Source organism: Amycolatopsis sp. FU40 (assembly GCF_021903635.1).
GTDB classification, from domain to species: domain Bacteria; phylum Actinomycetota; class Actinomycetes; order Mycobacteriales; family Pseudonocardiaceae; genus Amycolatopsis; species Amycolatopsis dendrobii.
This window is the reverse complement of sequence record NZ_CP091381.1, coordinates 1,615,143-1,640,503: the sequence shown is the minus strand read 5'-3', so window position 1 is coordinate 1,640,503 and position 25,361 is coordinate 1,615,143. Positions and strand designations below refer to the sequence as shown.

The 25,361-nt window shown below is 69.2% G+C and carries 23 protein-coding genes; 8 read left to right on the top strand and 15 right to left on the bottom strand.

What is annotated here, in order from left to right; genetic code table 11:
* The first annotated feature begins 85 nt into the window (after positions 1–85).
* Entirely contained in the window at positions 86–1,438 is a 1,353-nt protein-coding gene (locus L3Q65_RS08610) for a cytochrome P450 (protein ID WP_237599277.1), read from the top strand.
* A 72-nt stretch (positions 1,439–1,510) separates the two neighbouring features.
* On the opposite strand, the gene L3Q65_RS08605 is transcribed toward L3Q65_RS08610, so the two are convergent.
* Together L3Q65_RS08605 and L3Q65_RS08600 are read right to left on the bottom strand one after the other, a co-directional pair.
* Complete coding sequence (locus tag L3Q65_RS08605; protein ID WP_182895035.1) at positions 1,511–2,017, bottom strand: type 1 glutamine amidotransferase domain-containing protein; 507 nt, start codon at positions 2,015–2,017, stop codon at positions 1,511–1,513.
* 97 nt (positions 2,018–2,114) lie between these two features.
* Complete coding sequence (locus L3Q65_RS08600; RefSeq protein ID WP_182895034.1) at positions 2,115–2,576, bottom strand: SRPBCC family protein; 462 nt, start codon at positions 2,574–2,576, stop codon at positions 2,115–2,117.
* Positions 2,577–2,690: 114 nt separating this feature from the next.
* On the opposite strand from L3Q65_RS08600, the gene L3Q65_RS08595 reads away from it, so the two are divergent.
* Together L3Q65_RS08595 and L3Q65_RS08590 are read left to right on the top strand one after the other, a co-directional pair.
* Positions 2,691–3,983 carry an NAD(P)/FAD-dependent oxidoreductase gene (locus L3Q65_RS08595; protein ID WP_237599276.1) on the top strand — a complete coding sequence of 431 codons (1,293 nt, stop codon included), beginning with the start codon at positions 2,691–2,693 and terminating at the stop codon, positions 3,981–3,983.
* Positions 3,984–4,016: 33 nt separating this feature from the next.
* Entirely contained in the window at positions 4,017–5,108 is a 1,092-nt protein-coding gene (locus tag L3Q65_RS08590) for a Vms1/Ankzf1 family peptidyl-tRNA hydrolase (protein ID WP_237599275.1), read from the top strand.
* 56 nt (positions 5,109–5,164) lie between these two features.
* On the opposite strand, the gene L3Q65_RS08585 is transcribed toward L3Q65_RS08590, so the two are convergent.
* Together L3Q65_RS08585 and L3Q65_RS08580 are read right to left on the bottom strand one after the other, a co-directional pair.
* Positions 5,165–6,127 (bottom strand): TIGR03557 family F420-dependent LLM class oxidoreductase, encoded by a 963-nt coding sequence (locus L3Q65_RS08585; protein ID WP_182895031.1) that lies wholly within the window; start codon positions 6,125–6,127, stop codon positions 5,165–5,167.
* A gap of 133 nt (positions 6,128–6,260) precedes the next feature.
* Entirely contained in the window at positions 6,261–6,689 is a 429-nt protein-coding gene (locus L3Q65_RS08580; protein WP_237599274.1) for an STAS domain-containing protein, read from the bottom strand.
* Positions 6,690–6,948: 259 nt separating this feature from the next.
* Between L3Q65_RS08580 and L3Q65_RS08575 the strand changes: the two genes are divergently transcribed.
* Entirely contained in the window at positions 6,949–7,104 is a 156-nt protein-coding gene (locus tag L3Q65_RS08575) for a hypothetical protein (protein ID WP_086024889.1), read from the top strand.
* 55 nt (positions 7,105–7,159) lie between these two features.
* Here the strand turns inward: L3Q65_RS08575 and L3Q65_RS08570 are convergent, their stop codons facing one another.
* On the bottom strand, positions 7,160–8,176 hold the full coding sequence (locus L3Q65_RS08570; protein ID WP_182895030.1) for a Glu/Leu/Phe/Val dehydrogenase: 1,017 nt from the start codon (positions 8,174–8,176) through the stop codon (positions 7,160–7,162).
* A gap of 60 nt (positions 8,177–8,236) precedes the next feature.
* On the opposite strand from L3Q65_RS08570, the gene L3Q65_RS08565 reads away from it, so the two are divergent.
* The gene (locus tag L3Q65_RS08565) at positions 8,237–8,719 is read left to right on the top strand and encodes an Lrp/AsnC family transcriptional regulator (protein WP_182895029.1); all 483 of its coding nucleotides are present in this window, start codon (positions 8,237–8,239) and stop codon (positions 8,717–8,719) included.
* Between the two features lie 6 nt (positions 8,720–8,725).
* Here the strand turns inward: L3Q65_RS08565 and L3Q65_RS08560 are convergent, their stop codons facing one another.
* The 4 genes from L3Q65_RS08560 to L3Q65_RS08545 all read right to left on the bottom strand — a co-directional run bounded on the left by L3Q65_RS08560 (position 8,726) and on the right by L3Q65_RS08545 (position 15,564).
* Positions 8,726–9,877 (bottom strand): hypothetical protein, encoded by a 1,152-nt coding sequence (locus L3Q65_RS08560; protein ID WP_237599273.1) that lies wholly within the window; start codon positions 9,875–9,877, stop codon positions 8,726–8,728.
* Between the two features lie 117 nt (positions 9,878–9,994).
* Positions 9,995–11,824, bottom strand: a complete 1,830-nt coding sequence (locus L3Q65_RS08555; RefSeq protein WP_237599272.1) for a beta-galactosidase — start codon at positions 11,822–11,824, stop codon at positions 9,995–9,997.
* Positions 11,825–11,835: 11 nt separating this feature from the next.
* Positions 11,836–13,707, bottom strand: coding sequence for a beta-N-acetylglucosaminidase domain-containing protein (locus L3Q65_RS08550; protein ID WP_237599271.1), 1,872 nt, complete (start codon positions 13,705–13,707; stop codon positions 11,836–11,838).
* A gap of 9 nt (positions 13,708–13,716) precedes the next feature.
* On the bottom strand, positions 13,717–15,564 hold the full coding sequence (locus tag L3Q65_RS08545) for an alpha-L-fucosidase (RefSeq protein WP_237599270.1): 1,848 nt from the start codon (positions 15,562–15,564) through the stop codon (positions 13,717–13,719).
* A 235-nt stretch (positions 15,565–15,799) separates the two neighbouring features.
* On the opposite strand from L3Q65_RS08545, the gene L3Q65_RS08540 reads away from it, so the two are divergent.
* Positions 15,800–16,672, top strand: a complete 873-nt coding sequence (locus tag L3Q65_RS08540; protein WP_182895025.1) for a hypothetical protein — start codon at positions 15,800–15,802, stop codon at positions 16,670–16,672.
* A 300-nt stretch (positions 16,673–16,972) separates the two neighbouring features.
* Positions 16,973–18,316: a PQQ-binding-like beta-propeller repeat protein gene (locus L3Q65_RS08535; RefSeq protein WP_182895024.1), complete on the top strand. Its 1,344-nt coding sequence runs from the start codon at positions 16,973–16,975 to the stop codon at positions 18,314–18,316.
* Positions 18,317–18,377: 61 nt separating this feature from the next.
* Here L3Q65_RS08535 and L3Q65_RS08530 read toward each other — a convergent pair whose 3' ends face one another.
* Together L3Q65_RS08530 and L3Q65_RS08525 are read right to left on the bottom strand one after the other, a co-directional pair.
* Positions 18,378–18,938: a hypothetical protein gene (locus L3Q65_RS08530; RefSeq protein WP_237600866.1), complete on the bottom strand. Its 561-nt coding sequence runs from the start codon at positions 18,936–18,938 to the stop codon at positions 18,378–18,380.
* A 148-nt stretch (positions 18,939–19,086) separates the two neighbouring features.
* Positions 19,087–20,085, bottom strand: coding sequence for an alpha/beta fold hydrolase (locus L3Q65_RS08525; protein WP_182895021.1), 999 nt, complete (start codon positions 20,083–20,085; stop codon positions 19,087–19,089).
* Between the two features lie 189 nt (positions 20,086–20,274).
* Between L3Q65_RS08525 and L3Q65_RS08520 the strand changes: the two genes are divergently transcribed.
* Positions 20,275–20,502, top strand: coding sequence for a hypothetical protein (locus L3Q65_RS08520; protein ID WP_237599269.1), 228 nt, complete (start codon positions 20,275–20,277; stop codon positions 20,500–20,502).
* 44 nt (positions 20,503–20,546) lie between these two features.
* Here L3Q65_RS08520 and L3Q65_RS08515 read toward each other — a convergent pair whose 3' ends face one another.
* Genes L3Q65_RS08515 through L3Q65_RS08500 form a run of 4 tightly spaced genes read right to left on the bottom strand, consistent with a single transcriptional unit; the run spans position 20,547 to position 25,342 of the window.
* On the bottom strand, positions 20,547–21,542 hold the full coding sequence (locus tag L3Q65_RS08515; RefSeq protein WP_237599268.1) for an ABC transporter ATP-binding protein: 996 nt from the start codon (positions 21,540–21,542) through the stop codon (positions 20,547–20,549).
* A complete protein-coding gene (locus tag L3Q65_RS08510) occupies positions 21,539–22,525 on the bottom strand; it encodes an ABC transporter ATP-binding protein (protein ID WP_182895018.1) in 987 nt (328 codons plus the stop codon). Before L3Q65_RS08510 ends, L3Q65_RS08515 begins: the two co-directional genes overlap by 4 nt.
* 6 nt (positions 22,526–22,531) lie before the next feature.
* Positions 22,532–23,560 (bottom strand): ABC transporter permease, encoded by a 1,029-nt coding sequence (locus tag L3Q65_RS08505; RefSeq protein ID WP_237599267.1) that lies wholly within the window; start codon positions 23,558–23,560, stop codon positions 22,532–22,534.
* A gap of 60 nt (positions 23,561–23,620) precedes the next feature.
* Positions 23,621–25,342, bottom strand: a complete 1,722-nt coding sequence (locus L3Q65_RS08500; RefSeq protein WP_237599266.1) for an ABC transporter substrate-binding protein — start codon at positions 25,340–25,342, stop codon at positions 23,621–23,623.
* Positions 25,343–25,361 lie beyond the last annotated feature (19 nt).

Below are 25,361 nucleotides of genomic sequence, written 5' to 3'. Positions count from 1 at the left end.
GCGCTTTCCATCATCCACAAAGGACTCCCAGGCCGCTCCGCTCCCCGTGAGGTTTCGCTCGAACCGGCCCGGGTACCCGAACAGCATGGCGACCACCCACGCGACCGCGAGCCCGGACTTGTCCGAACTGCCCCCGGCCGACATCCGCCCGCAGCGGGCGTCGGTCCGCGACACCGGGCGCATCGTCGCGCGGGTGGTCGCCCCCACCGTCGGCATCGGACTGGTCAAACGCCGTCCCCGCGCGATGGCCGCGGCGGAGAAACTGCACGTCGACCGCTCAGGGATCCGCCTGCTGCACGATCTGCGCGAACGCTACGGACCCGGCCCGCTCGACCTGCCGGTCCCCGGCCGCTCGTTCCGCCTGGTGCTGGAGGCGAACCACGTCGGCTCGCTGCTGGCAGGCACGCCAAGCCCGTTCAGCCCGGACACCACCGAGAAAGACGCGGCCCTGCGCCATTTCCAGCCGCACGGCGTCCTGATCTCCGGCGGCGCCCGCCGCGCCCGGCGGCGGAAACTGAACGAAACCGTCCTCGAACCCGGCCGGGCCGCACACGAACTCGCCGGTTCGTGGACCGGTGCCATCCGCACCGAAGCGCACGAAATGCTTTCGGGTTTCCCCGACCTCGACGCGACGCAGTTCACCGAGCACTTCTGGACGATCATCCGCAAGATCGTGCTCGGCGGCGACACCACCGCCGACCGGCGGGTCACCGATCTGCTGGACCAGCTGCGGCTCAACGCGAACTGGGCCTTCGCGCACCCGCGTCGCGAGGATCAGCGCCGCCAGTTCCAGTCTTTGCTCGACCGCCAGCTCGGTCTGGACCGCCCGGGCAGCCTCGGCGCGGCGATGGCGAAACAACCAGCGGAGGCGGAGGACGATCCGACCGGCCAGGTGCCGCACTGGCTGTTCGCCTTCGACGCCGCCGCGATCGCCACTCTCCGCACACTCGCCTTGCTCGCAACGCATCCCGACGAACTCGCCGAAGCCCGCCGGGAAGTCGCGGAAGCGGATCTCTCGAAGCCGCAGCAACTTCCGTACTTGCGCGCTTGCGTCCTGGAGTCCATCCGCCTCTGGCCGACGACGCCCGCCCTGCTGCGCGAAAGCACCGAGGACACCGCTTGGGGCCCGGCGGGAACGTCGTTCCTGATCTACACGCCGTTCTTCCACCGCGACCCGGAAACGTTGCCGTACGCGGACTCCTTCGTCCCGGACATCTGGCTCGACGGCCGTGCCAAAGCCAATCCCGCGCTCGTGCCGTTCAGCGCCGGACCTGGCGTGTGCCCCGGCCGTGACGTCGTGCTCTTCACCGCCTCGACACTGCTCGCTTCCCTGCTCCAGCAAGCGGGTTTCGCGCCGCGAGGCACCGCCGCCGACCTCCAGCCGGGGCGGCTCCCCGCGACGCTCAACCACTTCGGCATCCGCTTCGCGCTGTCCTGAGGTCCGTGAAGGGCTCCTTGAGGGAATCAGATTCCCTCAAGGAGCCCTTCACGGACAGCTGCCGGGCTCGGCTTACTTCAGGCGCTCCAGCAACGCATCGCAGAACGCGGGCAGATCATCCGGATTCCGCGACGTGATCACGCCGTCGTCCGTCACCACCTCGCGGTCGACCCACTCCGCGCCGGCGTTGCGCAGGTCGGTCTGCAACGACGGCCACGACGTCACCGTCCGGCCGCGCGCCAGCCCGGATTCGGCGAGCAGCCACGGGCCGTGGCAGACGGCCGCGACCGGTTTGCCCGCGGCGGCCGTCTCCCGCACCAGCGCCACCATCGGCTCGCTGGTGCGGATCTTGTCCGGGGAATAGCCGCCGGGCACCACGACCGCGTCGAAGTCCGCCGCGGCCACGTCGTCCACGGCCTGGTCGGTCGTGATTTCGGTGCCGTGCAACGCGGTGAGCTTCTTGCCCTTCGCCAGGCCGACCACCACCGGCTCGTGCCCGGCGGAACGCAACCGCTCGCACGGCACCAGGAATTCGTCGTCCTCGGTCATTTCGTCCACGAGCACTGCCACGCGGGCCATGCTGTTCTCCTCTCTGACACTGGGATTGAACGGGGTTGGCGCCCGCGCGGTTCCGCGATGCGCAACGGCATCGCGAAACCGCGGGGAAAACCGGAAATCAGCCCGGGCGTTCGACGTCGCCGCGCCAGGAGCCCGTTTCGCGTCCGCGCTGTTCGATGAACTGCTTGAACCGCAGCATGTCCCCCTTCACGCGCCGGTCCAGGATGCCGAGCTTGTCCGCTGCGTTCTCGGCGATTCCCTCGGGGTCGATCTCCATCTGCGCGGTGACCCGGGTCTTCGTGTCGCCCAAGCGGTGGAAGGTGATCACCCCGGCGTGGTCCGGCCCGGAATCCGAGCGCCACGCGACCCGCTCGTCCGGATGTTGCTCGGTGATGGTCGCGTCGAACTCCCTGCCGACGCCGCCGAAGCGGGTGACCCAGTGCGTGTGCGTCGCGTCGAGCTGGCGGATCTCCTCCACGCCTTCCATGAACTCGGGGAACGATTCGAACTGCGTCCACTGGTTGTACGCGGTCGACACCGGGACGTCGACGTCCACGATTTCGGTGATCGTGCTGCTCATGCGCTCCTCCTCGCAAGCGGGTACCGGACCCGGGTGCCCGGGGCGCGGCGGGCCGAAACCGGCGCGATTGCGCGGCCGCGCTCCGGGTACCCGTCGAGCGAAAGGAGGCCGCCCATGCGAGTCGTGATCGTCGGCGGCGGGTTCGCCGGATACCACGCGGCGCAGAAGCTGCTGCGCACCCTCGGGGACCGCGCCGAGATCGTCGTGCTGAACCCGACCGACTATTTCCTGTACCTGCCGCTGCTGCCGGAGGTGGCCAGCGGGATCGTCGACCCCCGGCACGTCGCGGTGTCCATTCCGGACACTCTGCGCGGCGTGCGGCTGGCGCTCGGCACCGCCGAGTCGGTCGACCTCGACGCCCGCACCGTGACCTACACCGCCCCGGAAGACCGCGAGCGGAAGCTGGACTACGACCGGCTGATCCTCGCCGCGGGCAGCGTCAACAAGCTGCTGCCCATCCCCGGTGTCGCCGAATGCGCGCACGGTTTCCGCGGCCTGCCCGAGGCGCTGTACCTGCGCGACCATGTCACCCGGCAAATCGAACTGGCCGCCGCGACCGACGACCAGGCCGAGCGCGACGCCCGGTGCACGTTCGTCGTCGTCGGCGCGGGTTACACGGGCACGGAGGTCGCGGCGCAGGGCCCGGAATTCACCGCCGCCCTCGCGCGCCGACACCCAGAACTCAAGGGGCAGCCGATTCGCTGGCTGCTGCTGGACATCGCCGAACGCGTACTGCCCGAATTGGACCCCCGGCTCGGCGCGACCGCCGACCGGGTGCTGCGCGAGCGCGGCGTCGAGGTCCGGATGAAGACCTCGGTCGACCGAGCGGACATCGAAGGCGTGACGCTGACCACTGGCGACGCCGTCCCGACGCACACGCTCGTGTGGTGCGTGGGCGTCCGCCCCGATCCGCTGGTCTCCGACCTGGGCTTGGAAACGGTGAAGGGCCGGCTGGTCGTCACACCGGAGCTGAACGTGCCGGGCCGCGACGACGTGTTCGCCTGCGGTGACGCGGCGGCGGTGCCGGACCTGACCCGTCCCGGCCAAACCACTCCGATGACCGCTCAACACGCGCAGCGGCAAGGGAAACTCGCCGGGAACAACGTCGCCGCGTCGCTCGGCGTCGGCCGCGCGCGCAAGTACCGGCACCACGATCTCGGCTTCGCGGTCGACCTCGGGTCCGGCCAGGGCGCGGCCAATCCGCTGCACGTGCCGCTGGCCGGCCTTCCCGCTCGCCTGGTGACCCGCGGCTACCACCTGCTGTCACTGCCCGGAAACCGGCTGCGCACCGCGGCCGACTGGGCGCTGGAAAAGGCGGGCCGGCGGCAGACTGTCCAGCTGGGACTGGTCCGTTCCGGCGCGGTTCCGCTGGACACCGCCTCTCCCGAGCTGCCGCGGACCCGGTGAGGCTGTCCCGAACATTGGGAGGAAGAATCCGAAATGGACACACACGAACTGCGCGGGCTGCTGACCGACGGCCCGTTCGTCTCGGTGCACTTCGACGAATCGCACGACACCGAGGACGCGGCCAAGCAATTGCGGTTGCGGCTCAAGGAGATCGAGGCCGCGCTTGAGGAACAGGGCGCGGACCGGCCGAGCGTCGAGGCGGTCCTGCGCGCGGTGGAGGAAAGCCCGCCTCCGGTCGGCCGGGCTGGGCGCACCGTCGTCGCCGCACACGGCAGCGTGGTGCTCGACCGGCGGCTCGCGGCACCGCCACCGGCGCAGGAAGCGCGGTTCTCCGAACTCCCGTACTTCCTGCCGACCGTCAGCCACCTCGAAGAAGCGCCCGCGCACCTGGTGGTGCTCGTCGACCGGACCGGCGCGGACATCGAGGTGCACCGGCCGGACGGCAGCGTGGAAACCGAGACCGTGCGCGGGCAGGAGCACCCGGTGCACAAGGTTCGCGGCGGCGGTCCGGCACACCGCGACATCCAGTCGCACGCCGAGCAGACCGCGCACAACAACCTCTCCGAGGTCGCCGGCCACATCGCGAAGACCGCCGAACGCGTGCGGCCGCGAGCGATCGTGCTGGCCGGTGAAGTCCAGGCCCGCACCGAACTGCACGAGCGCCTGCCCGAACCGGCCCGCTCGCTCACCGCGGAGGTCGACGCGGGCAGCCGCGCCTCCGGTGCCGGCCGAGCCGAACTGGACCGAGCAGTGCACGAATTGCTTACCGGGCAACGGTTGCGCGAGCTGGACGACCTAGCCGACCGCTTCCGTGCCGATGCCGCTCGCGAATCGGCGCTGGCGGTCACCGGGCTGCCGGCCGTCACGGCTGCGCTGGCGGAGGCGAATGTGGCGACGTTGCTGGTCGGCGAGTCCGGCGAGGCCAGCGTGTACACCGGTTCGGAACCGGCTCAGGTCGGCGTGGCCCCATCCCGGCTGGACGCGCTCGGAGTGGACGATCCAGCCCGGCGGCGCGCGGACGAAGCCCTGCCGTACGCGGCGGTTGCAGTCGGCGCGGACGTCGTGGTGATGGACGAACGGCTCGACCTCGCCGACGGCTTCGGGGCACTGCTGCGGCATCCGTGACGCACGGCTGGGCCCGGGTGCTTCGGCACCCGGGCCCGGCTTTCCTTTGCGGACGTCTACCGCAACGCCGGCAGCAACTCCTGCTGCGCGAACTTCATGAACTCCGGCTGATGCTCCGGCCCGCCGATCTGCACCAGCGCTAGATCCGTGAACCCGGCCTGCGCGAACTGCTTCGCCGCGTCCACGATCGGCCCCGCGTCCGGACCGCACGGAATTCCCGCCGCGACGTCGTCCTCGCGCACGTACTGCGTCGCGGCGTCGAACGCTTGCGTCCCCGGCAGTTCCGCGTTCACCGGCCAGCCCGAGCCGAACCACCGGAACTGCTCGTGCGCCCGCCGGATCGCCGCCCCGCGGTCGGGGTCCCAGCTGACCGGCAACTGCCCGATCTTGCGCGTCGGCGGCCCGACCCGCTCGTGGTCCCATTGCGTGCACAGCTCGGCTTTCGGTTCGACCGCCACCATCGCGTCGGCCACCGGCGCGAACCGCTGCACCGATTTCGGGCCGGACACCGCGATCGCGATCGGCACCCGCGTCGGCGACAGGTCCCACAGCTTGGCCGCGTCGGCCCGGTAATGCTGTCCCGTGTAAGTGAACGAGCCGCCGTCGAACAGGCCGCCGATGATCTGCACGGCCTCGGCGAGCCGGTCGTGCCGCACCGACACCGACGGCCAGCCCATGCCGACGACGTGCTCGTTCAGGTTCTCCCCCGCGCCGAGCCCGAGGGTGAACCGGCCGTCGGACAGCAACTGCACCGTCGCGGCCTTCTGCGCGACCACCACCGGGTGGTACCGCATCGTCGGGCAGGTCACGAGGGTCATGAGTTCGAGCTGTTCGGTCGCCTGTGCCACCGCGCCGAGCACGCTCCACGCGTAGGGCGCGTGCCCCTGTTCGGCCAGCCACGGCGAATAGTGGTCGCTGCAGGCGGCGAAGTCGAATCCGGCCTGCTCGGCGGCGGTCGCGCAGCCGACCAGTTCGCGCGGCCCGGTCTGTTCAGTCATCAAGGTGTAGCCGATGCGCATGTTCTCCCCGTTCGACGGGCTGTTCCGCTCGTGGCGCCAGCGCTTGCGGCCGCCCCGGAACGTCTTCTCCCCGCCCGGTTACCCTCTTCGGGCCGGGTTCACCCGTACTGTCCGTCCGAAAGAGACGCCCCGGTCAGGACCCGGCCAGCGCCGCCTCGACCGTCGGGTACAGCGGCAGGGTCTGCTCCAGCCCGGTGAGCTGGATGGGCCGCATCGTCGCCCGGCCGGACGCGACGATCCGCAGGCTGGCTCCGGGCACCCGGTGCTGGGCCATGGTCACCAGCGCGGTCAATCCGGCGGAGGCCAGGAATTCCACCGCGGCGAGGTCCAGCACCAGCACCGGCGGGGTCGCGGCGAGCGCCTCGTCGACCGCGGCGGTCAGCAGCGGCGCGGTGACCATGTCGACCTCGCCGTAGACCGCCAGCACCGCGACCGGCGGCCGGTCCACCCGCTCGACGCGGAACTCGCGCGCCGGATCGGCGCTGGGGTCGGTCGGCTCGTCCATCGGCACGGTCCCGTCGTCGGTCTCTCCCGCCGGGCGGGCGGCCCGGCCTCCACCCATGATGCCCGTCCGGGCGCGCCGACGCAGGTGAGCGGCGAAACAGCCGCTTCGTCCGGTTCCCCCGCGACAGTGGCGAAGGCGCGGGCCCTTACGCCGTTTGCCTGAATTCTTTCCTTCTCCCCGATCAATGCGGTGACAGATTCACAGCGCGCGTCCAGGAATTCTCCGCCTCAGTCATGTTTCACTCGACCGAGTGAGGGTATCCGGGAGTGAGCACGCCACATTTCCCCACTGTGAGAAGGAAGACGAGGTTCTCCCCGTGATTGTTCTCGGCGTCATTCTGCTCGTGATCGGGTTCATCACCTCGATCCAGATTTTGTGGAGCATCGGGATCGCCCTGGTGGTGATCGGCGCGATCCTGGCAGTGCTCGGCGGGACCGGACGCCGCATCGGCGGCCGCGCGCATTGGTACTGACCCGCGGAAACGGAAGCGCACGCCAAGGTTCGCAGAGCCTTGGCGTGCGCTTTGTTCAGACGAGCGCCGCCAGTTCCCGCGCGGCCCGCGCCGTCGTCAAACCCCGTTCGCGGGCAAGCGACAGAACGGAATTCGCCGTATCGCCGATAGCGTCGATCTTCGCGTTCGCCGTCTGCTCGGACATTCCGAGTTCCTCGCGGCCGACCGCGTGAATGATGCCGCCCGCGCTCGCGACGACGTCCGGAATCCACGCGATTCCCCTGTCCCGCAATACCGTCGCGACCTCCTCGGCGACGATCTGGTTGTTCGCCGGTCCCACGATCAGCGACGCGCCGCACGCCGCCGCCGACTCGACCGTCAGCAAGCCGCCCGTCGCGGCAGGCACGAGCACGTCCAGCGGTTCGCGCACCAGATCCGCCGTGGTCCAAGAGGCCCCGAGGCGTTCCGCGACCGGCCGGAGCCCGTCCTCGACGTCCGTCACGACCACCTCGGCGCCCCGCTCGATCAGCGCTTCGCAGATAAGCCGTCCGACGCTGCCGAACCCGATCACACCCACGCGCAACCCCGCCACCGGCCCTGGCGCGACCCCGGCCTGAAGCGCCGCCAAGACTCCCCTCGCCGTTGCCGCGCTTGACGTTCCGCTGCCGCCCTGGTTCTCCGGACGGCAGAACGCCCAGCCGTGCGCGAGCCGGTGGATGTCCGCCATGTCCTCGGACGTCGACCCGATGTCCGGCCCGGTGCGATACCGCCCGCCCAGCGCGGCGATCGCCTCGGCGATGTCCGCGATCAGGCCGGGCCGCCGAGCCGGGTCGATTCCCTCCGCGGGCAGCGCCGCCACGGTTTTGCCGCCCCCGTAAGGAAGTCCGGCCAGCGCACACTTCGTCGTCATCGCCGCCGACAACCGCAGCGCGTCGTCGACGCCCGCCCGCCACGACGGGTACGCCTTGATCCGGCACCCGCCGATGGCCGGGCCCCGCGCCGTCGAATGGATCGCGACGGCGATCGCGACCCCCGACCTGTCCCCGCGTACGACCCGCAGTACTTCCCCGCTGAAACTCTCTGTTCGACTCACGGACGCCAGACTGCCTCTTCTACCGCTCCAATGGACTGACGACGGTGATATGTTCGGCAGATGAGCGAACTTCCGAACCTGGATCGGATCGACAGTCTCATCGTGCGCGAACTCCAGCAGGACGCCCGGATCCCGATGCGCGACCTGGCCGAGCGCGTCGGCGTCGCGGCGTCGACCTGTTCCGACCGGATCGGCAGGCTGCAGGCCCGCCAGGTGCTGACCGGATTCCACGCCGAGGTGGACCTGCCCGCGCTGGGCAGGTCCGTGCAGGCCATGGTGTTCGCTCAGATCCGCCCGCTCAGCCAGCCGATCATCGACCGCTTCCGCCGCGACGCGCTCGCCATGCCCGAGGTGATGGCCGTCTTCGTGCTCGCCGGCGGCGACGATTTCCTGCTGCACGTCGCGGTCCCGGACGTCTCCCGGCTGCACACGTTCCTCGTCGAGGATCTCAGCAGCCGCAAGGAAGTCGTGCAGTTCCGCAGTTCGATCGTGTTCGACCACAGCCGGAAGCGGGCGATCGAAAACCTCTCCGCAGAGCAGTGACCCCGGTCAGCAGCACTGGAATTCGACGCCGACCGGCCGGTCCGGGCAGACCGCGCACACGAAGACGTACACGTCCCCGACGTCGCCCAGCATCAGGTCCAATCGGCCGGACCCGCTGCGGTCTTCGGGAACGACGCGCTCCCGCACCGTTTCCGGAGCCACCGCACCCCAGTAGGTCATCTCAGTGGCGTCGAACTCCTCGTCGAGACCGATCGTGGTGCCTGAGGAGCCCCCGTCGACCAGTTGGTACCAAACTTGTTTCACGAAGGTCGTCGTCGCCTGCTCCTCGAGCGGCATCCAGCTCTGCCAGCCCCCGCTCTCGGTGGAGGAGACGGTCAGCAGGTGGTCCATGCGATGCCCGCGCCCGCATTCCGGCCAGTGCGGGTACTGCACCCAGCTGATCCAGCCGCCGACCTTCGAACCCGGCGCGGCCGACAGATGCTCGTAATACGTCCACTCCGTGCCCTTCTCCCACTCCGCGATCCGGGCCCGCAGCTCGGCGGAGGGCAGATCGTCCGCGTGCGGGTACTCCGTCACCCGCTCGGGCCAGATGCGGCACGGCGACGGCAGGCTTTCCTCGTCGCTGAACTCGCGGTCCGGCTCCGTCGCCGCGCGGATCTCGGTCACGTCCGCGGAGTTCCGCCACCGCACCAGCGGCCGCGGCCCGTAGTGCGGCTCGTGGTCGGTCGGGCACCACAGCACCTGGCACACGTCGGTCCCGTCCGGGAACGGCAGCTCCGGGATGTCCCGCGCGTAGAACTGCGCGATCGGCGCCATCGGCAGCGAGGCGGCCGGATCGTCGGCGAACTCCGCGCGGCGCAGCTCGCGGATGCTGGTTTCCAGCTCGGCGTACTCGCCGTCGAGCGGGTGCGGCCCGGTGTATTCGTAGTTCCGCTTCTCCTCGAGGATTTCTTCCCGCCGCCGCTGCAGCCGCTTCCCTTCCGGACTCGTCAACGGCCGCTCGTCGGGATGGTCGACCGTGCACACCGGCCACGCCTCCTCGGCGGGCCACAGCAACGGCCCGCCCAGCGACGAATCCCGCACTGTCACCGCGTCCTGCCGCGGATGCAGCCGCACCGTGGTCCGCTCCAGCCCCGCCAGCTCCGGGAACACCTGCGCGATGTCCACCGGCTTGTCCGGCGTCGTGAACCCCTTCACCCTGACCTCCCCTGTCAGTCCCGCACCAGACTATCCAGAATTCCCGCGAGCGGCGAGGATCTGCCCGGCCCGGAACCTTCAGCGCAGGCGGCACTGCGAAGAAGCCTTTCTCGCCCCTCAGCCCAGGTCTGCCTCCGGACGGATCTCGATCGCCGGCCCCGGTTGGTGCATTTCCAACACCACCAGTTCGTTCTTCCCCTTCCGCCACAACGACTTCGGCGCGTACAGCGTCTTCTGCGGCCCGATCTTCCAGTACCGGCCCAGGTTGAAGCCGTTCAGCCACACCACGCCTTTCTCCCAGCCGGGCAGGGCGAGGAAACCGTCCGCCGGTTCGCCGACCGTTGCGATCGCGCGGTGGAAGGCCGGGCCAACGCCCGGCGGGGCGGCAGAGAACCGCAGGCGGGACAGGTCGTCCAGGGGCAGCGGGCGGATCTCCCAGCCGAACAGTTTCTGCTGGGTGTTCATCGCGACCCAGCCGTCGATGCCCTTGCGATCGGCCAGGTACGGGCCGTAGTTCACCCGGCCCATGGTGTCGACCAGGATGTCCAGGCGGGTCCGCGGTTTCTCCAGTTTCAGCTCGAGCGTCGCGTCCGGACGGCCGCGGTCCAGAATTCCCAGCTGCACCCCGTCGGCGAACACCAGTGCCCGGTCCGCCAGGCCGTGGATGCTCAGCGGGCCGGAATGCGGGCCCTGCACGGTCGTGCGGTAGTGGATCAGTCCGGTTGACTGGCCTAGTCGTTCCATCGAGACCGGTTGCGCCGAGCGGACCACTGTGGACAGTGCGGGCAGAGAGTCCATCAGGGACACCGAGCCGTCCGGAGTGACCGATTGGGCGGGCAGGCGCGGCGAGCGAGCGGGCGCCGGGACGACTGGTTGCTTGGTGTACTTGGCGATCACCGACTGCAGCGCGGTGAACTTCGCGCCGACGTCGCCTGCCTCGCCGACCGGGGAATCGTAGTCGTAGCTGGTCACAGTGGGCTGATAGGTCAGCCCAGAGGTGTTGGCTCCGGCAGTGAAGCCGTAGTTGGTGCCGCCGCAGGCCATGTACAGATTGACAGACGCTCCCGTCGCGAGCAGTTGATCGATGTGGGCGGCCGTTTGCCGGGGATCGGTGGTGTGGTGCGGCTCGCCCCAATGGTCGAACCAGCCGTCCCAGTATTCGGCCATCATGACCGGCGCTCCGGGGCGGAAGGCTTTCAGCGCGGCGATGCTCGGCGCCGGGTCGCCGTCGCCGGTGCCGACTTCCAAGGTTCCCGGCAACTCTCCGAAGCGCATGAAGAATTCGGAAGCACCGTCGGCGACGAAGAGGAGGCTGGTTATTCCGCGTGCACGCAGACTGTCCCGCAAGTGCGCGAGATAGCTCGTGTCGTTGCCGTAGCTGCCGTATTCGTTTTCGATCTGCACGGCCACGATCGGGCCGCCGTGTTGTGCCTCCAGGGGCGCCAGCTGCGGGATCAGCTGGTCGTACCACGCGTCGACGGCCTTGAGGTAAGCCGGATCGGCGCAGCGCAGTTCCATGTTCCGGTCCGCGAGCAGCCACGCGGGCAGGCCGCCGAATTCCCATTCCGCGCAGATGTACGGGCTCGGGCGGACGATGACCTGGAAACCGAGGTCTCCGGCCAACCGGATGAACGCGGCGAGATCGCGATCGCCGCGGAAATCGGCCCGGCCGGGCGTCGGCTGGTGGAAATTCCAGGCTACATAGGTTTCGACGGTGTTGAGTCCCAGCGCTTTGAGCCGCGACAGACGGTCACGCCACTGGTCCGGACGCAGCCGGAAATAGTGGATCGCGCCGGAAACGATCTGGAACGGCTTGCCGTCCAGCAAGAACTGGTCGCCGGACACACTCAGCCCGCGCCGGCCCGCCGCGCCCGCCGGTCCGGCGAACACCGTGCTCGCGGCGATCGCGGCCGCGCCGCCGAGGAAACTCCTCCTGCTCACGTCCATCCCTCCCCCGCTCATCCGACCGTCGCCGCGCGGACCTGGACGAGGAACGCGTCGAGCACGCCGTCGCCGACGAGCGCCTGCCGCACGCCCCACCGGTTGCTGTTGCCCGTCTTCACCGCTTCCGCCCGTTTGACCAGCGCGTCCGCGGCCGCGGTCAGGCGCTGTGCCGTGGCGTCGTCGTCACGGGCGGCTGCGGCCAATGCGTCCAACCGGGTCACCATCGCGTCGCCCCACAGCGCGGTCGCGTCCAGCCACGGGCCTGCCTCGCTGACGAACGCGTTCTGCACCTGCCCGCCCCGGATGACGGTCGGAGCGTTGCGGATCTGTTCGGCGTACGAGCGCAGTTTGTCCAGGGCACGGTGGTCACCAGCGTTCCAGTGCTGCCAGAAATCGGCGACCCGGGCCGCGAGAACCGGCGCTTGGGACTGCCACGGCGTGGGCCCGAAGACGGGAGCCAGGTGTTCGAGGTCCGCGAACACCTTCAGCGCCGCGGTCGCGCGTTGGTCGCCGCCCGCGAGCCGGGCCAGCGCCTGCGGCCACGAGCGCTCCGGCGAGTAGCCCGCGTCGTTCCAGGAGAAGTCGGCGACGCCGAACTCGGCGACCTCGCTGGCCGCTTCCTGGTTCATCGGATTCGAGACGATCCCGTTGAGATATTTGGACAGCCCCGCTTCGCGCTGCGCGTACGGGGCGAGCAGCAGCCGTCCGGCGGACTGCTCGTAATCGTTGACCGGGTAGTTGTCCCAGAGGAACACTTTTCGTCCGTACACAGTGGACACCTGCTGCGCTTCGTCGTTCGTCACGCTCGGCGGCACCACCGCGGTTCCGGTCCACTGTACGACTACGGACGGGTCAAGGTTCTCTCGCAACTGCGTCTTGTACGGCGAATCCTTGAGGTCGCTGTACTCCGTCGGAACCGTCTGCAATGGACGGACGCCGTCGTGCGTCTTCACGAAGTTCTTGGTGATCTCGTTCAGCAACGAGACCTGCGCCTTGCCCGCGGCGGCTTGGCCGGGCGCGCCGAACGCCGCCTGGTCGCCAGTGCAATTCCACTTGGTGTACGAGATGTCGTCGAACGGCAACGAGAACGAGCGCACGCCGAGGTCGTACACCGCTTGGAATTTCGCTTTTACCGCAGCGATATCCTGAGGCGAAGAGAAACAGATCGAGACACCGGGCGACAGCGCGTAGGTGAAGTCGACGTGGTTCGCGTTCGCTCTGCGCACAAGCTGGCCGAGCGCGTCCAACTCCCGCTGCGGATACGGATCCCGCCACTGTGCACGCAGATACGCGTCGTCTTTCGCGCTGTAAACGTAGGTGTTCGCTTTGGTCTCGCCGAGGAACTTGATCTGCCGCACCCGGTCGTCGTTCGTCCACGGTGGGCCGTAGAAGCCTTCGATCGACCCGCGCAGCGCCATGTTCGGCCAGTCTCGTACCGCGGCACCGCTCAATGCCCAGCTCTGTCCCTTTCGGACAAACAGCTGCCGCAAGGTCTGCACGCCATAGTATTGTCCGGCACCGTCGCGACCGCTGATTGTCACGCCCTCACGCCGCACAGCGAGCGAGTAGCCCTCCGCCTGCGCCGGCGCGTCACTGCTGTTGATGAGCCGGATGACCAGCCCGCGCTGCGGACCCGCGCTGATCTTCTTGACTCCATGCTGTTTCAGCAGGGAAATCAGGAGATCCTTGGCCGCGCCGTCCGTGGTGCCGTTCGTGACCAGCACCACCGAGGACGGCAGCGGCACATCGGCGGAATCGCGGTTGATCTGTTGCGGCGTCGGGGAAACCACCGGTACCGGACCCGGCTCGGCAGCAGCCGGTTGGACGATGGTCAGAGCACTCGTCGCGACGACAGCGGCGAGCCAAACTCTGCGGCGTAGAGTCATGACTTCCTCTCAGGCGGCGGGGACAGTGCGGTACAACGCGAAGGTAGCCAGGTACGGCGTCGCTCGCGACTGCGTGACGACCACGCGCAGGTGGCGAGCGGTGACCGGCGACGGGAGGGTGACGAGACGGTTGGCTCCGACCGTGGTGACGGTCGCGATCGTGCGCCAGGAACCGTCTGCTTCGGCCTGCACAGTCGCACCTTCGACGTGCTGACCGCGGGTGATGTCCTCCCCCAGCCGGATCTGGTCGAAGGCGACCGCCTTCGGCAGCACGACGTCCATCGTCCCGGCGAGCGCACCCCGCGGCGGCGACCACGACGTGGTGAGCGAGGAATCCGTCACCGCGTCCAGCCCTCGCGCACCAGCGGCGAGGTTCCCGGCCTGCGTCCTCGCGATCGCCTGCCCGAAGGACGCCAGCGCGGCGGCATCCGCCGGAGCGACCCGGCCGTCCGGACCAGGGGGAACGTTCAGCAGGAGCGAGGCATTGCGTCCGACCGAAGCGCGGTAGAGGTCGACGAGCTGCGCGGATGTCTTCGGTTGTTCGTCCGGGTGGTAGAACCAGCCCGGACGGATTGATACGTCAGCCTCGGCCGGCGCCCATTCCAGATATCGCACGGACGGGTCGGCGAGCACCTGCCGCGACCCGAGGTCGGCACCCTCCGCGCCGCCGACGAACAACTCCTCATTGTGCGCGGTGTTCGGATCTCCCGTGGTCGGCAGCGCGCTCCACTCGGTCTCGCGAGCTTGGCCGCGCTCGTTGCCGACCCAGCGGACGCCCGCCGGACCGGCGAACGTGACCGTGTCCGGCGAGAGCGCGTGGATCATCCGGAACCAGGTCGGGAAATCGTAGGTTTCGCTGATTCCGTTGCCGCGCCAGGGATTCGCGCCGTCCAGCCACAGTTCGTCGATGGGACCGTACTGGGTGAACAGCTCGTAGATCTGGTTGAGGTAGTAGGTGTTGTAATCGTCCTCGGTGACGGTGAACTTCGGCAGTTTCCCATCGGCGAGCGCCGCGGCGCGGTCGTCGTTCGGGACCAGCGACGGGATCGTCCGGGCCTTCGCCGCGCTGCCCGTGCCGTACCGCCCTTGACCGGCGGGGATGCTGGCACGGTCGTCGTAAGTCGCTTGTTCCTCGATGCTCAGCGGCTGCCCGGCGGCGACCTTCGCCTCGACCCGTTTCACCTGGTCCGCGAAGAACTGCCCGGGCAACTCAGCGCCGTCCGCGGGCGACAGGTACACACCGACTTTCAGCCCGGCTTTCCGGGCGGAATCGACGTAGTCGCGCAGGATGTCGCCACGCGGATTGGCACACCCCGCGGCGCGGACCTGCCAATACGCGGACGGATCCTGCGCCCTCCCGTCCTGCGCCGCCGCACGAGCCTTCGTCACCGCGGCGTCGGAGCACCCGGGCGTGACCCACCACGGGCTCGCGACGACGGAATGGTTCGTGTAGCGCGTCGGATAAAGGACGAACCCGTCGTGGTGCTTCGCGGTCAGCATCACCTGCGTCACGCCAGCCGCCTTCATCGACCGCATCCACTGGTCGGTGTCGACCGCGGCAGGCGCGAACGTCGACTCTTTCTCCGCGCCGGAACCCCATTCCCGGTCGGTGAAAGTGTTCATGCCGAAGTGCGTGAACGCGGTGACCGGCCGCTGCTGCCAGGCGATCTGCCCAGACCGCGGCACGGTCGCGGCGGCTTTGGCGAGGATCCGGTCCATGCCGTCGCACGACCGCACGGCCTGAATCGCCGCCGGACGGATCGGTCCATGGCAGGCGGTTGTGTCCGCCGCGGCGGGAGCAGGCGTTCCCCCGGCCGCCAGTACCGCGGCAAGCGCCAGGCTCGCGGGAATCGACACGGCGGTCCTCCTGTCGGATCCGTGACCGAACGGTGACGGCCGGGAGCGTAAGTCGGGAATCCATCGGATGTCTAGACCTGATCGGCGGAGAGGGTCTGGGTTTCACCCGAGCGCCGAATCTTGGATCAGCGCTGTTCCAAGCCTTCTGCTTGCTCCATCGCGGATCGTGCGGCGGAGGTCCAGTGATCTGATGGATTGCTGTGCGGTACCACGGTCATCTACGCAAGGGGGTCGTATGACAGACGCTTCGGGCGAACTGCCGGTCCCGGCCGCGCTGACCGACGCCATCCGGCGATGGCAGGCGCAGGGCGGGGCGGCCCAGCCGCCGATCCGCTGGTCCCGTGCTGCCTGGCGCAGGTATTTCCCCGGCCAGCGGGACTTCCTCGACGCCCTGCCCGAACGCGTCGACCGGGCGGAAGTCACCAGCCAGGCCGCGCACGCGACGACCCCGGAAGGCGCCGAACGGGCTTTCCTGGCCGCGATGATCTGGGGTTACGGACGAGTCGGCTACGGCCCTTGGCGCACCGCCCGCGTCCTGACCGAGAATCCGGCCGCGGCCGAGCGGCTGGCGGAGGCGGCCGTCGTCGCCCGCGACCACGGCGGCCTGGCGGCGTTCCGCGCGCTCGCGGACAAACCGTTGCGCTACCTGGGAGTCGCTTTCGGCACCAAGTACCTGAGGTTCGTCACCGCCAAGCTGTCCGCGGACCGGGTCGGCGCCCCGATCCTGGACGCCGTCGTAGGCCGCTGGTTCGCGACGCACACCGGCCTCCGCTTGATGATCGACGAGTGGCGGCCGGCTGTTTACGAGAGGTACGTCGGGTTGCTGGAGTCTTGGTCGGCGCGACTCGATCTGGCCGCGGATACGGTAGAGGAGCTGATCTTCCGGTCCGCGGCGAGCCGCGAGGGCTCCGGCCAGTGGAGCGAGCCGTGGGCGGGTTCGGACGAGCCGGTGCGGAAGGCACGGGCCGCACTGCTGGAACTGGAGCGGCTCTTCGACACCGCCGACGCCGGAGCGGCGCGGGAGGCCCGGCCGCATCTGGACGAGCTGGGACGGATCATCCAGCAGGGCTGGACCCCAGGCTCAGCTCCGCCGGACGGCCTCGGCTGAGTCGGCGGCATCGCAGCGGCCGCGTCCTTGCCGATCATGCGCGCGACATCGTAACCGTCCGATGGCGCTGGATCAGGAAAACCCGTCCCGCTGCGGACGCTTTCCGGAATCCGCGGCACATCGTCGCGATCGGCAGGGGCTAAGACAACCGAATGCGAGACGGTGCCACACAAGGCAACCACGCCCCGGAACAAGACGGCTGCGACCGCGTGTTCTGCCGTTCGGAGGTATCGCGACCCGGAGCGCGGCTGGATACTGCGATACGGGGAGTCGCTAATCAGCGACCAGGAGTGATACCTCATGAACAGGAATTGCCTCCGCACCGTGTTCGCGATCGCGGTCGTCGTCCTCGGCGCCGGTCCGCCGGCACCGGCCTCGGCGGCCGACGGTCATTCCCGGCAGCAGCTCGCTTCGGGCGATTGGCCGACCTATCACCACGACAACGCGCGCACCGGCGAAGCGGCCGACCTCGCTCCGCTGGGCACCCTCGGCACGGCCTGGCAGGCCACTTTGGACGGTGCCGTTTACGGCCAGCCGCTGGTGGTCGGCGGTCAGGTCCTGGCTGCCACGGAGAACGACACCGTCTACGCGCTGGACCCGGCAACCGGCGCGGTCCGCTGGTCGGCGCACATCGGCGAGCCGGCGAGAAGAGCGGAGCTGCCGTGCGGGAACATCGACCCGCTCGGCATCACCGGCACCATGGCCTACGACCAGGCCACGTCACGGGTTTTCGCGCTGGCCGAGCTCACCGGCGGGCAGCACGTGCTGGTCGGGGTCAATGTCAATACCGGCGCGGTGGAAGTGCGCACGGAGCTGGAACCGCCTAAAGGCGACCGGCTGGCGCACCAGCAGCGAGCGGCGCTGACCGTGTTCGGAGACCGGGTTTACGTGGCGTACGGCGGGCTGGCCGGGGACTGCGCGAACTACATCGGTTCGGTGGTGTCGGCGACCACCGCGGGGTCCGACCCGCTCAGTTACAGCGTGCCGACCACCAGGGAAGCCGGGATCTGGGCGCCAGGCGGCGGTGTCGTCGACGGGCAGCGGCTGCTCTACGCGGTCGGCAACGGCGAGTCCACCACGGGCTACGACGACAGCGATTCCGTGCTGGCCCTGTCGCCCACGCTGCAACGGGTGGATCTGTTCGCCCCGGACACGTGGGCCGACGACAACGCGCAAGACCTCGATCTCGGTTCGTCCAGCCCGACCCTGCTCGGCGACCACGTCATCGCGGTCGGCAAACGGGGCACCGGATACGTGCTGCACCACGACAATCTCGGCGGAATCGGCGGGCAGCAGGCCAAGGCGGAGATCTGCCAGTCCTTCGGCGGCAGCTCGACCAAGGGCGACACCGCGTACCTGCCGTGCAACGACGGCCCGCGCGCGGTCCGCATCGCCGCGGACGGAACGCCTACCGTGGCTTGGCATGCCGACGGGACAGCGAACGGCTCGCCGACCATCGGCGGCGGCGCGGTGTGGGTGGTGGACTGGAACGATGGCGTGCTGTACGCGCTGTCACCGGCTGACGGGACAGTGCTGGCTCAGCTGGACGTCGGCGCTCTTCCGCATTTCGCCTCTCCCACGTTGTCCGGCGACCACGCCTACCTGGGCACGATGACCGGCGTGGTCGCGGTCTCCGGAGCCTGACTGTGAACAGCGCATTCCCGGGCCGTTTCCGACGGCCCGGGAATGCGCGCTCAGCACCCGGCTAGGTGTGTTTCATGGACAGGCACCGGATCTTGAAGGTGTCGCCGTAGTGGTTGAAGTACGACACGAGGCTGTATCCCCGCGCCACCAGGCCCGAGTTCGCCCAGCGGCACGCAGCGTGCAGGTCGAGCGGATGCACGACGTTGTCGTAGCCGACGCAGCGCCACCCGGCGACGTTGCGGTACGCCAGGTGGACGTCCCGGTAGCCGAGGGACCGGCAGTAACCCGGGAGCGCGCTCAGATCGCTCGGCGAGGAGTAGTCGGTCGCGTTGAGGGCCCAGCAGCGGCCGCCGGGGCCAAGGCAGGTGACCTTGAACCCGGCGCCGGCCAAGTCGAAGAACTGCCAATGGCAGGCGCCGAACAGGTCGAGCGGAACCAAGGTCCGGGGATTGTTCCGGTAGCAGAACCAGGGATTGGACTGCCCGTTGCGGGAGTCCACCGCACCGTCGAAGTGCATCGCCTGGCAGTACTCGGCGAGCATCATGCCGCCGAGGTCGCCGGTGGTCGCACTGGCCGACGGCGTCAGGCCGAACAAGCCGAGGGCGAGAGCCGCCAGCACCATGCCCACCCGTCGAGACAATCTTTCACGCCAATCCTCCTTGCAGAGTCGAACGGCGATCTGTCCGGTTCGGCCACCCGGCCTGGTTCGGCCCGGGAGTGGCCAGTGTCTGCTTTAGACATAGGCCGTCCGGTCGATCGACCGCCGCCGGTCAGCCGTTCAGGAATCGCTCCAGCTCCCCCGCCACGAACTGCGGGTTCTCCTCCACCAGCCAATGCCCGGCGTGCGGCACATCCGCCGCCTGGACGATGTCAGTCATCCGCGGAGCCACCGTGCCCCGGATGGCGTCGAGTTGCCCCTGGGCGGTCAGCAGCAACGTCGGCACTTTCACCGGCGCGGCCGCCGCCGTGTCGCGGACATCCTTGTCCAGCGTCCGATAAAGCTCAAAACCGCCGGACAGCACCGCAGGACGGCTATAGGTCCGGGCGTACTCACTGACTTCCGCGTCGGAGAACGGCGATCGCTCCGAAGTTCCGCCGAAAGCCGTCCCGCCGAAGGAAACCTGGGGATAGAACAGCGCGAGGTATTCCCGCACGTCGTCGCCGACCACCGCCTCGGGAACGCGGCGCTGGGAGTGGAAAGCGATATGCCAGCTCAACGTCCGGTAAGCGGCAGCATTGATCGCCGGCCCGGGAAGCGGCAGATCGAAATAGCCGAGACGCGCGGTGTCGCCAGGAAACTGGCTCGCGTACTGGAATGCCACCGCAGCACCGAAATCGTGTCCGACGACGGCGGCGTTCCGCACCTTGAGCCGCGAAGCAACCAGCGTGTGCACATACCGCGCCAGGGTGGCTTTGTCGTATCCGCTCGGCGAACCGGTGCTGTCGCCCAAGCCGGGAAGGTCGATCGCGTACACGGTGTGGTGTTTCGCGAGCTCCGGCATGACCGGCCACCAGCCGTACCAGGTCTGGGGCCAGCCGTGGATCAGGACGACAGGGCTGCCGCTGCCGCCGGTGACGTAGTGCATGCGGACCCCGTCGACGTCGGCGAATTCGTGCCGGAAGGTGCTCTGGAACGCGGGATCGTTCTGGGTGGCGGCGGCGTAAGGCTCGGCAGGAGGGGCGGAGCAGGCGACGCTGCCGATCGTGAGCAAGAGGGTCAGGGCAAGCGCCGCGACAGAGCGAGGCACCAGCTGGGATGCGGTGATCATGCGGTCAGTTTCGCCAGCCCGGCCCGGCGAAGGCACGGAAACTTGCCGTTCCGGCAAGGGGTTGCGCCCGGTGCCCGTTCGATCAAATCCTTTTAGCCGATCAGGCAAGGGCTGGTTCGCCGCGCTTCGGCGAGGGTAGCGATCGTGATGAGGCGGTCAGCGCGACCGCCGGAACCGGAGGGATCACACATGCGGAAGATCGTGGCCACGGCTGCCGTTTGCCTCGCTGCCACCGGCGGCGCCCTGTTGCTGAGCGGCACCGCATTCGCCAGCCACCGCGAGTACAAAGGGCCATACGAAACCCCGGACGACTGTGTCCACGCACTGCGCGCCCTGCCACCAGACCCCACGGTCGACGGCGCCGAGTGCATTCCCATGAACGGAAAGCACTACATCGAAATCTCGCATACGAACTGAGCGAAAAAGGTTTCCCCGGCCGGAAAAGCCGGGGAAACCGTTCCTCATCCGGCGGAAGCCAGCACTGCGTTCGCCGCCTCGACGTGGTGGCAGGCCGCGCCCGAAGCGGGAGCGGGCGCCTCGTCTCGGCACAACCGCTGCCGCGGCTCCCCCAGTGCCGCGTAAACCGGGCATCGCGTGCGGAAGACGCAGCCGCTCGGCGGGTCCGAAGGGCTCGGCAGATCACCGGCCAAACGGATCCGGTGAGCGCGGTCCGCGCCTGGCGAAGGGACGGCCGAGAGCAGCGCCCGGGTGTAGGGATGCCGGGGAGCGGCGAAGACGTCCGCGGTCGTGCCCTGTTCGGCCATGTGCCCCAGGTACATCACCGCGACGCGGTCGGCGAAGTGGCGCACCACGGACAGATCGTGCGAAATGAACAGATACGCCACCCCGGTCTCCTGCTGGATGTCCTGCAGCAGGTTGATCACCTGCGCCTGCACCGAAACGTCCAAAGCGGACACCGGCTCGTCGCACACGATCAGCTGCGGGTCCAGCGCGAGCGCCCGCGCGATGCCGACGCGCTGTTTCTGCCCGCCGGAGAACTCGTGCGGGAACCGGTTGTAGTGGTCCGGCCGCAGGCCCACCCGGTCCATCAGATCCCGCACCCGCGCCTTCGCCCCGCCGGGCGGCGCGATGCCTTGTGCGAGCAGCGGCGCGGCGATGGCGGCGCCGACCGACTGGCGCGGGTTCAGCGCTGAGGCGGGGTTTTGGAAGACGATCTGCACCCGCCGCCGGTATTCCTGCAGCGCGGCGCCGCGCAGGGTGCCGATTTCCTCGCCGGCCAGCCGGATGCTCCCGGAGGTCGGGTCGAGCAGGCGCATCACCAGCCTGCCGGTCGTGGACTTGCCGCAGCCGGATTCGCCGACCAGGCCGAGCGTCTGCCCGACTCCGATCGAGAAGCTGATCCCGTCGACGGCCTTCAGCGCGCCCGTCGAACGGAACAGCCCGGCGCGCACCGGGAAGTGCTTCACGAGGTCCCGGACCTCCAGCAGCTCGGTCACGCCGCCTCCCCGAGATGGCACCGCGACAGATGCCCGGAGCCGGACAGCAACGGCACCTCGGTCCGGCACCGGCCGTCGGCCACCGACGACGCTTGAGGACACCGGTCGGCGAACAGGCAGCCGGGCGGGAGGTCGAGCAGCGCGGGCGGGAAGCCCGGGATCGGCCGCAGCCGTCCGGTTTCCCCGGCCAGCGACGGCATCGACGCGAGCAAGCCCTGCGTGTAGGGGTGGCCGGGCGCGGCGAACAGGTCGTCGACGGACGCGACCTCCATGCACATCCCGCCGTACATCACCGCGACCCGGTGACATACCTGCGCCACCACGCCGAGATCGTGCGTCACCATGATCACCGCGGTGCCCGTCTCGGCCTGCAGCTCGCCGATCAGGTCGAGGATCTGCGCCTGCACGGTCACGTCCAGCGCCGTCGTCGGTTCGTCCGCGACGAGCAGCTCCGGCTCGCACACGAGCGCCATCGCGATCATCGCCCGCTGCCGCATCCCGCCGGAGAACTCGTGCGGGTATCCGGCCGCGCGCCGGCGAGGGTCGGGGATGCCGACGCGGCCCAGCATGTCGACGGCCACCTCGGCGGCCGCCTTGCGCGACACGCGGTTGTGCGTCCGGTACACCTCGGCGATCTGCGAGCCGACGGGGTAGAACGGATGCATCGCCGACAGCGGGTCCTGGAAGATCATCGAGATCTTCTTGCCCCGACAGGCCAGCATCGCGGGCTCGGCGAGGGTGTTCAGATCGGTCCCGTCGAGCAGGATCTCGCCGGTCACCGTCGCGGGCGTGCCCTTGAACAGGCCCAGCAGCGCCTGGCTGGTCACGGTTTTGCCGGACCCGGACTCCCCGACCAGCCCGATCGTCTCGCCCTTGCCCAGCGTCAGGTCCATCCCGTTGACCGCGTGCACGACGCCGTCGTCGGTCGGGAAGCTGACGCGCAGGTCGCGGACCGCCAGCAGCGGCGTTTCGGTTGCAGACACGTGCCCTCAGACTCTCACTCGGGGGTCGATCACCGCGTAGCACAGGTCGACGACCACGTTGGCCACGATGATGAAGAACGCGGCCATCATGGTGATGGCCATCGTCACCGGCAGATCGCCGGACTGCGCCGCGTGCACCGCGGTGAACCCGACGCCCGGCACGGAGAAGATCTGCTCGGTCAGCACCGCGCCGCCCAGGAGGCTGCCGATGTCGAGGCCGAGCATGGTGACGATCGGGGTGATGCCCGCCCGCACGCCGTGCTTGAACACGACGCGCCGGCGCGGCAGTCCCATCGCCCTCGCCGTGCGCATGAAGTCCTCGCCGAAGGTCTCCAGCATCGTGGTCCGGGTGATCCGGATGTACTGCGCGCTGAACAGCAGCGCCAGCGCCACCCACGGCAGCAGGTAGTTGCCGAACCAGCCGAGCGGTCCGGCCGGGCCGAACGGCGACGAGATCTCGTTGCTGGTGAACGGAAGCAGGTGCAGCGTGCTCACGAACACGAGCAGCAGCAGCAAACCGGTCACCGGGATCGGCAGCGACACCCCGCCCGAGGCGGCGCCGACAATGAGCTTGTCGGTCGCCCGCCCCTTGCGCAGCGCCGCGAGAAGACCCAGCGACACCCCGGCGACCGTCCACAGCAGAACCGCACCGACCGCGATCGACACCGTGTACGGCAGCGCCCGGGCGAGCACGTCCGTCACCGCTTCGTTGGTCTGGAACGACTTGCCGAGACACGGCCACGCGCACACCGTCAACGCGCCGGGCGCGCCGATCGTGCGGCTGTGCACGAAGCCGGACAGGTAGTCCAGGTACTGCACGAAGAACGGCTTGTCCATGCCCAGCGCGATCCGCGCCTGGTCGATCCGCTCCGGCGTGCACTCCTGCCCGCACGCGGCGGCGGCCGGGTCGGCCGGGCCGATCTGGAACAGCGCGAACGTGACGAAGCTGATCACGACCAGCAGCACGATCATCGCGGCCACGCGCCGCGCCAGGAATCCAATCACGTCCGCACCCGCCTGGTCCACTGTGGACACCGCATCGCCGGGGAATCCTCTCTCGTCGCTCGAGTGCTCGCTGGAGTACTCGCTGGGGTGCTACTGCCCGATGCCGACGGCCGACAGATCGATCGACCCGAAGAAGTAGCCGACCTGCGCGTTGCGCACCTTCGAACCGACCACGCTGTAGGTGTAGTTGCGCACCAGCGGCACGAGCGGGTACTGCTGCATGATCTGATCCATCGCGGTCGCCCACTTGCGGCCGAGCTCGTCGGCGGACCCGTTCTGCCCGCGCAGCCGGTACAGCTCGCCCGACAGCTTGGCGTCGTAGTACCGCGGGATGTTGGAGAAGCCGTAGGTCTTGCCGTCGAGGCTCGGGCCGACGTTCGGGTCGACCGTGAAGCGCACCGACGCGCTGTCCGCGCCGCCGCACCAGCCGGACCGCGCGATGTCCGGCATCTGGTCGCCGGCGAGGACGGTGTAGTAGTTCGCGGTCGGGATCGGGCGCAGCTGCACGTCGACGCCCAGCGCCTTCAGGTTCTGCTGCAGGACGGTGCCGACCCCCTTGTACTTAGCCGACGCCTCGGCGTACCCGTACACCAGCGACTTAGGATAGTTCTTGCCCTGCAACAGCTTCTTGGCCTCGCCGAGCTTCGGCTGCCCCTTCGGGTCCAGTGCGGTGTGCTGTTCGACATATCCTTTCTGCGCGTCGTTGATATACGACTGCGGGATGTTGCCGAACCGCTCGCCGCCGTACTGGAGCAGGATCGCGTTGCGGTCCAGCGCCAGCGCGAACGCCTTGCGGACGTCCGGGTCGGTGATCGTCGTCGTGTTGAAGTTCAGCACGTCGGTGCAGCCGAGCAGACCGGCGGCGGTGCGCTTGGAGATGTCCGAGGCGGACAGTTTCGCGATGTCCGACGGCTGCAGCGCGCCCTGGGTGTCCAGCGTGAGCGCCGTCGGGTCCGCGTCGGAAAGCAACTGCTGGCTGATCGTCGCCTGCGCGGTCGACAGCGTGAACGTGAAGGTGTCGGGCAGCGCCGGGCGGTTCGGGTCGGTCGCCGGGTCCCAGTTCGGGTTGCGGACCAGCTTCAGGCCGCGGCCGCGGTCGTAGGACGCGATCTTGTACGGACCGCTCGACACCGGGTGGTTGGTGTAGTCGAGCTTGGTGTCCTTCGCCCGCGGCACCGGCGCGGTGTTCGACCGCGACACCAGCGCGGGGAACTCGGCGAACGGCTGCTTCAGATGGAAGACGACTGTGTGGTCGTCCGGGGTGTCGATCGCCTTGAAGTCGCCGCCCTTGTACGGGCCTTGGTAGCCGTCGTCGGTCAGCGCGGAGTCGAGTTCCTGCGGGGCCTGGGTGTAGACGTCGCGTGCGTAGGTGCGCTCGACGCCGTACTTGACGTCCTGCGCGGTGATCGGCGTGCCGTCCTCGTACTTGAGGCCCTGGCGGAGGGTGTAGGTCCAGGTGAGACCGTCCGCCGACGCCTTGCCGAGGTCGGTCGCCAGGTCGGGCACGATCGTCGGCGGTGTGCCGGAGGTCTCCTTCGCCATGGTCAGCGTGCGGTAGTACAGCTGGCCGACGTTGGCGGTCTGGACGTAGTTGCTGTTGCCCGGGTCGAGGGTCTGGAAATCCGACGACATCAGGACGTGGACGTCGCCGCCCTTCGCCGTCGACCCCTCGGCCACCTTGACCGCGGCGCGTTTGGTCACGTCCTGCTGCCCGTTGCCCGCGCCCGCGGCGGGTTTCGGGCCGCCGCACGCGGTCAGCGTCAGTCCGGCGGCGAGCGCCAGGACTCCCGCCGCGGTGGTGCTTTTCTTCACGGAACACTCCTTATGCAGA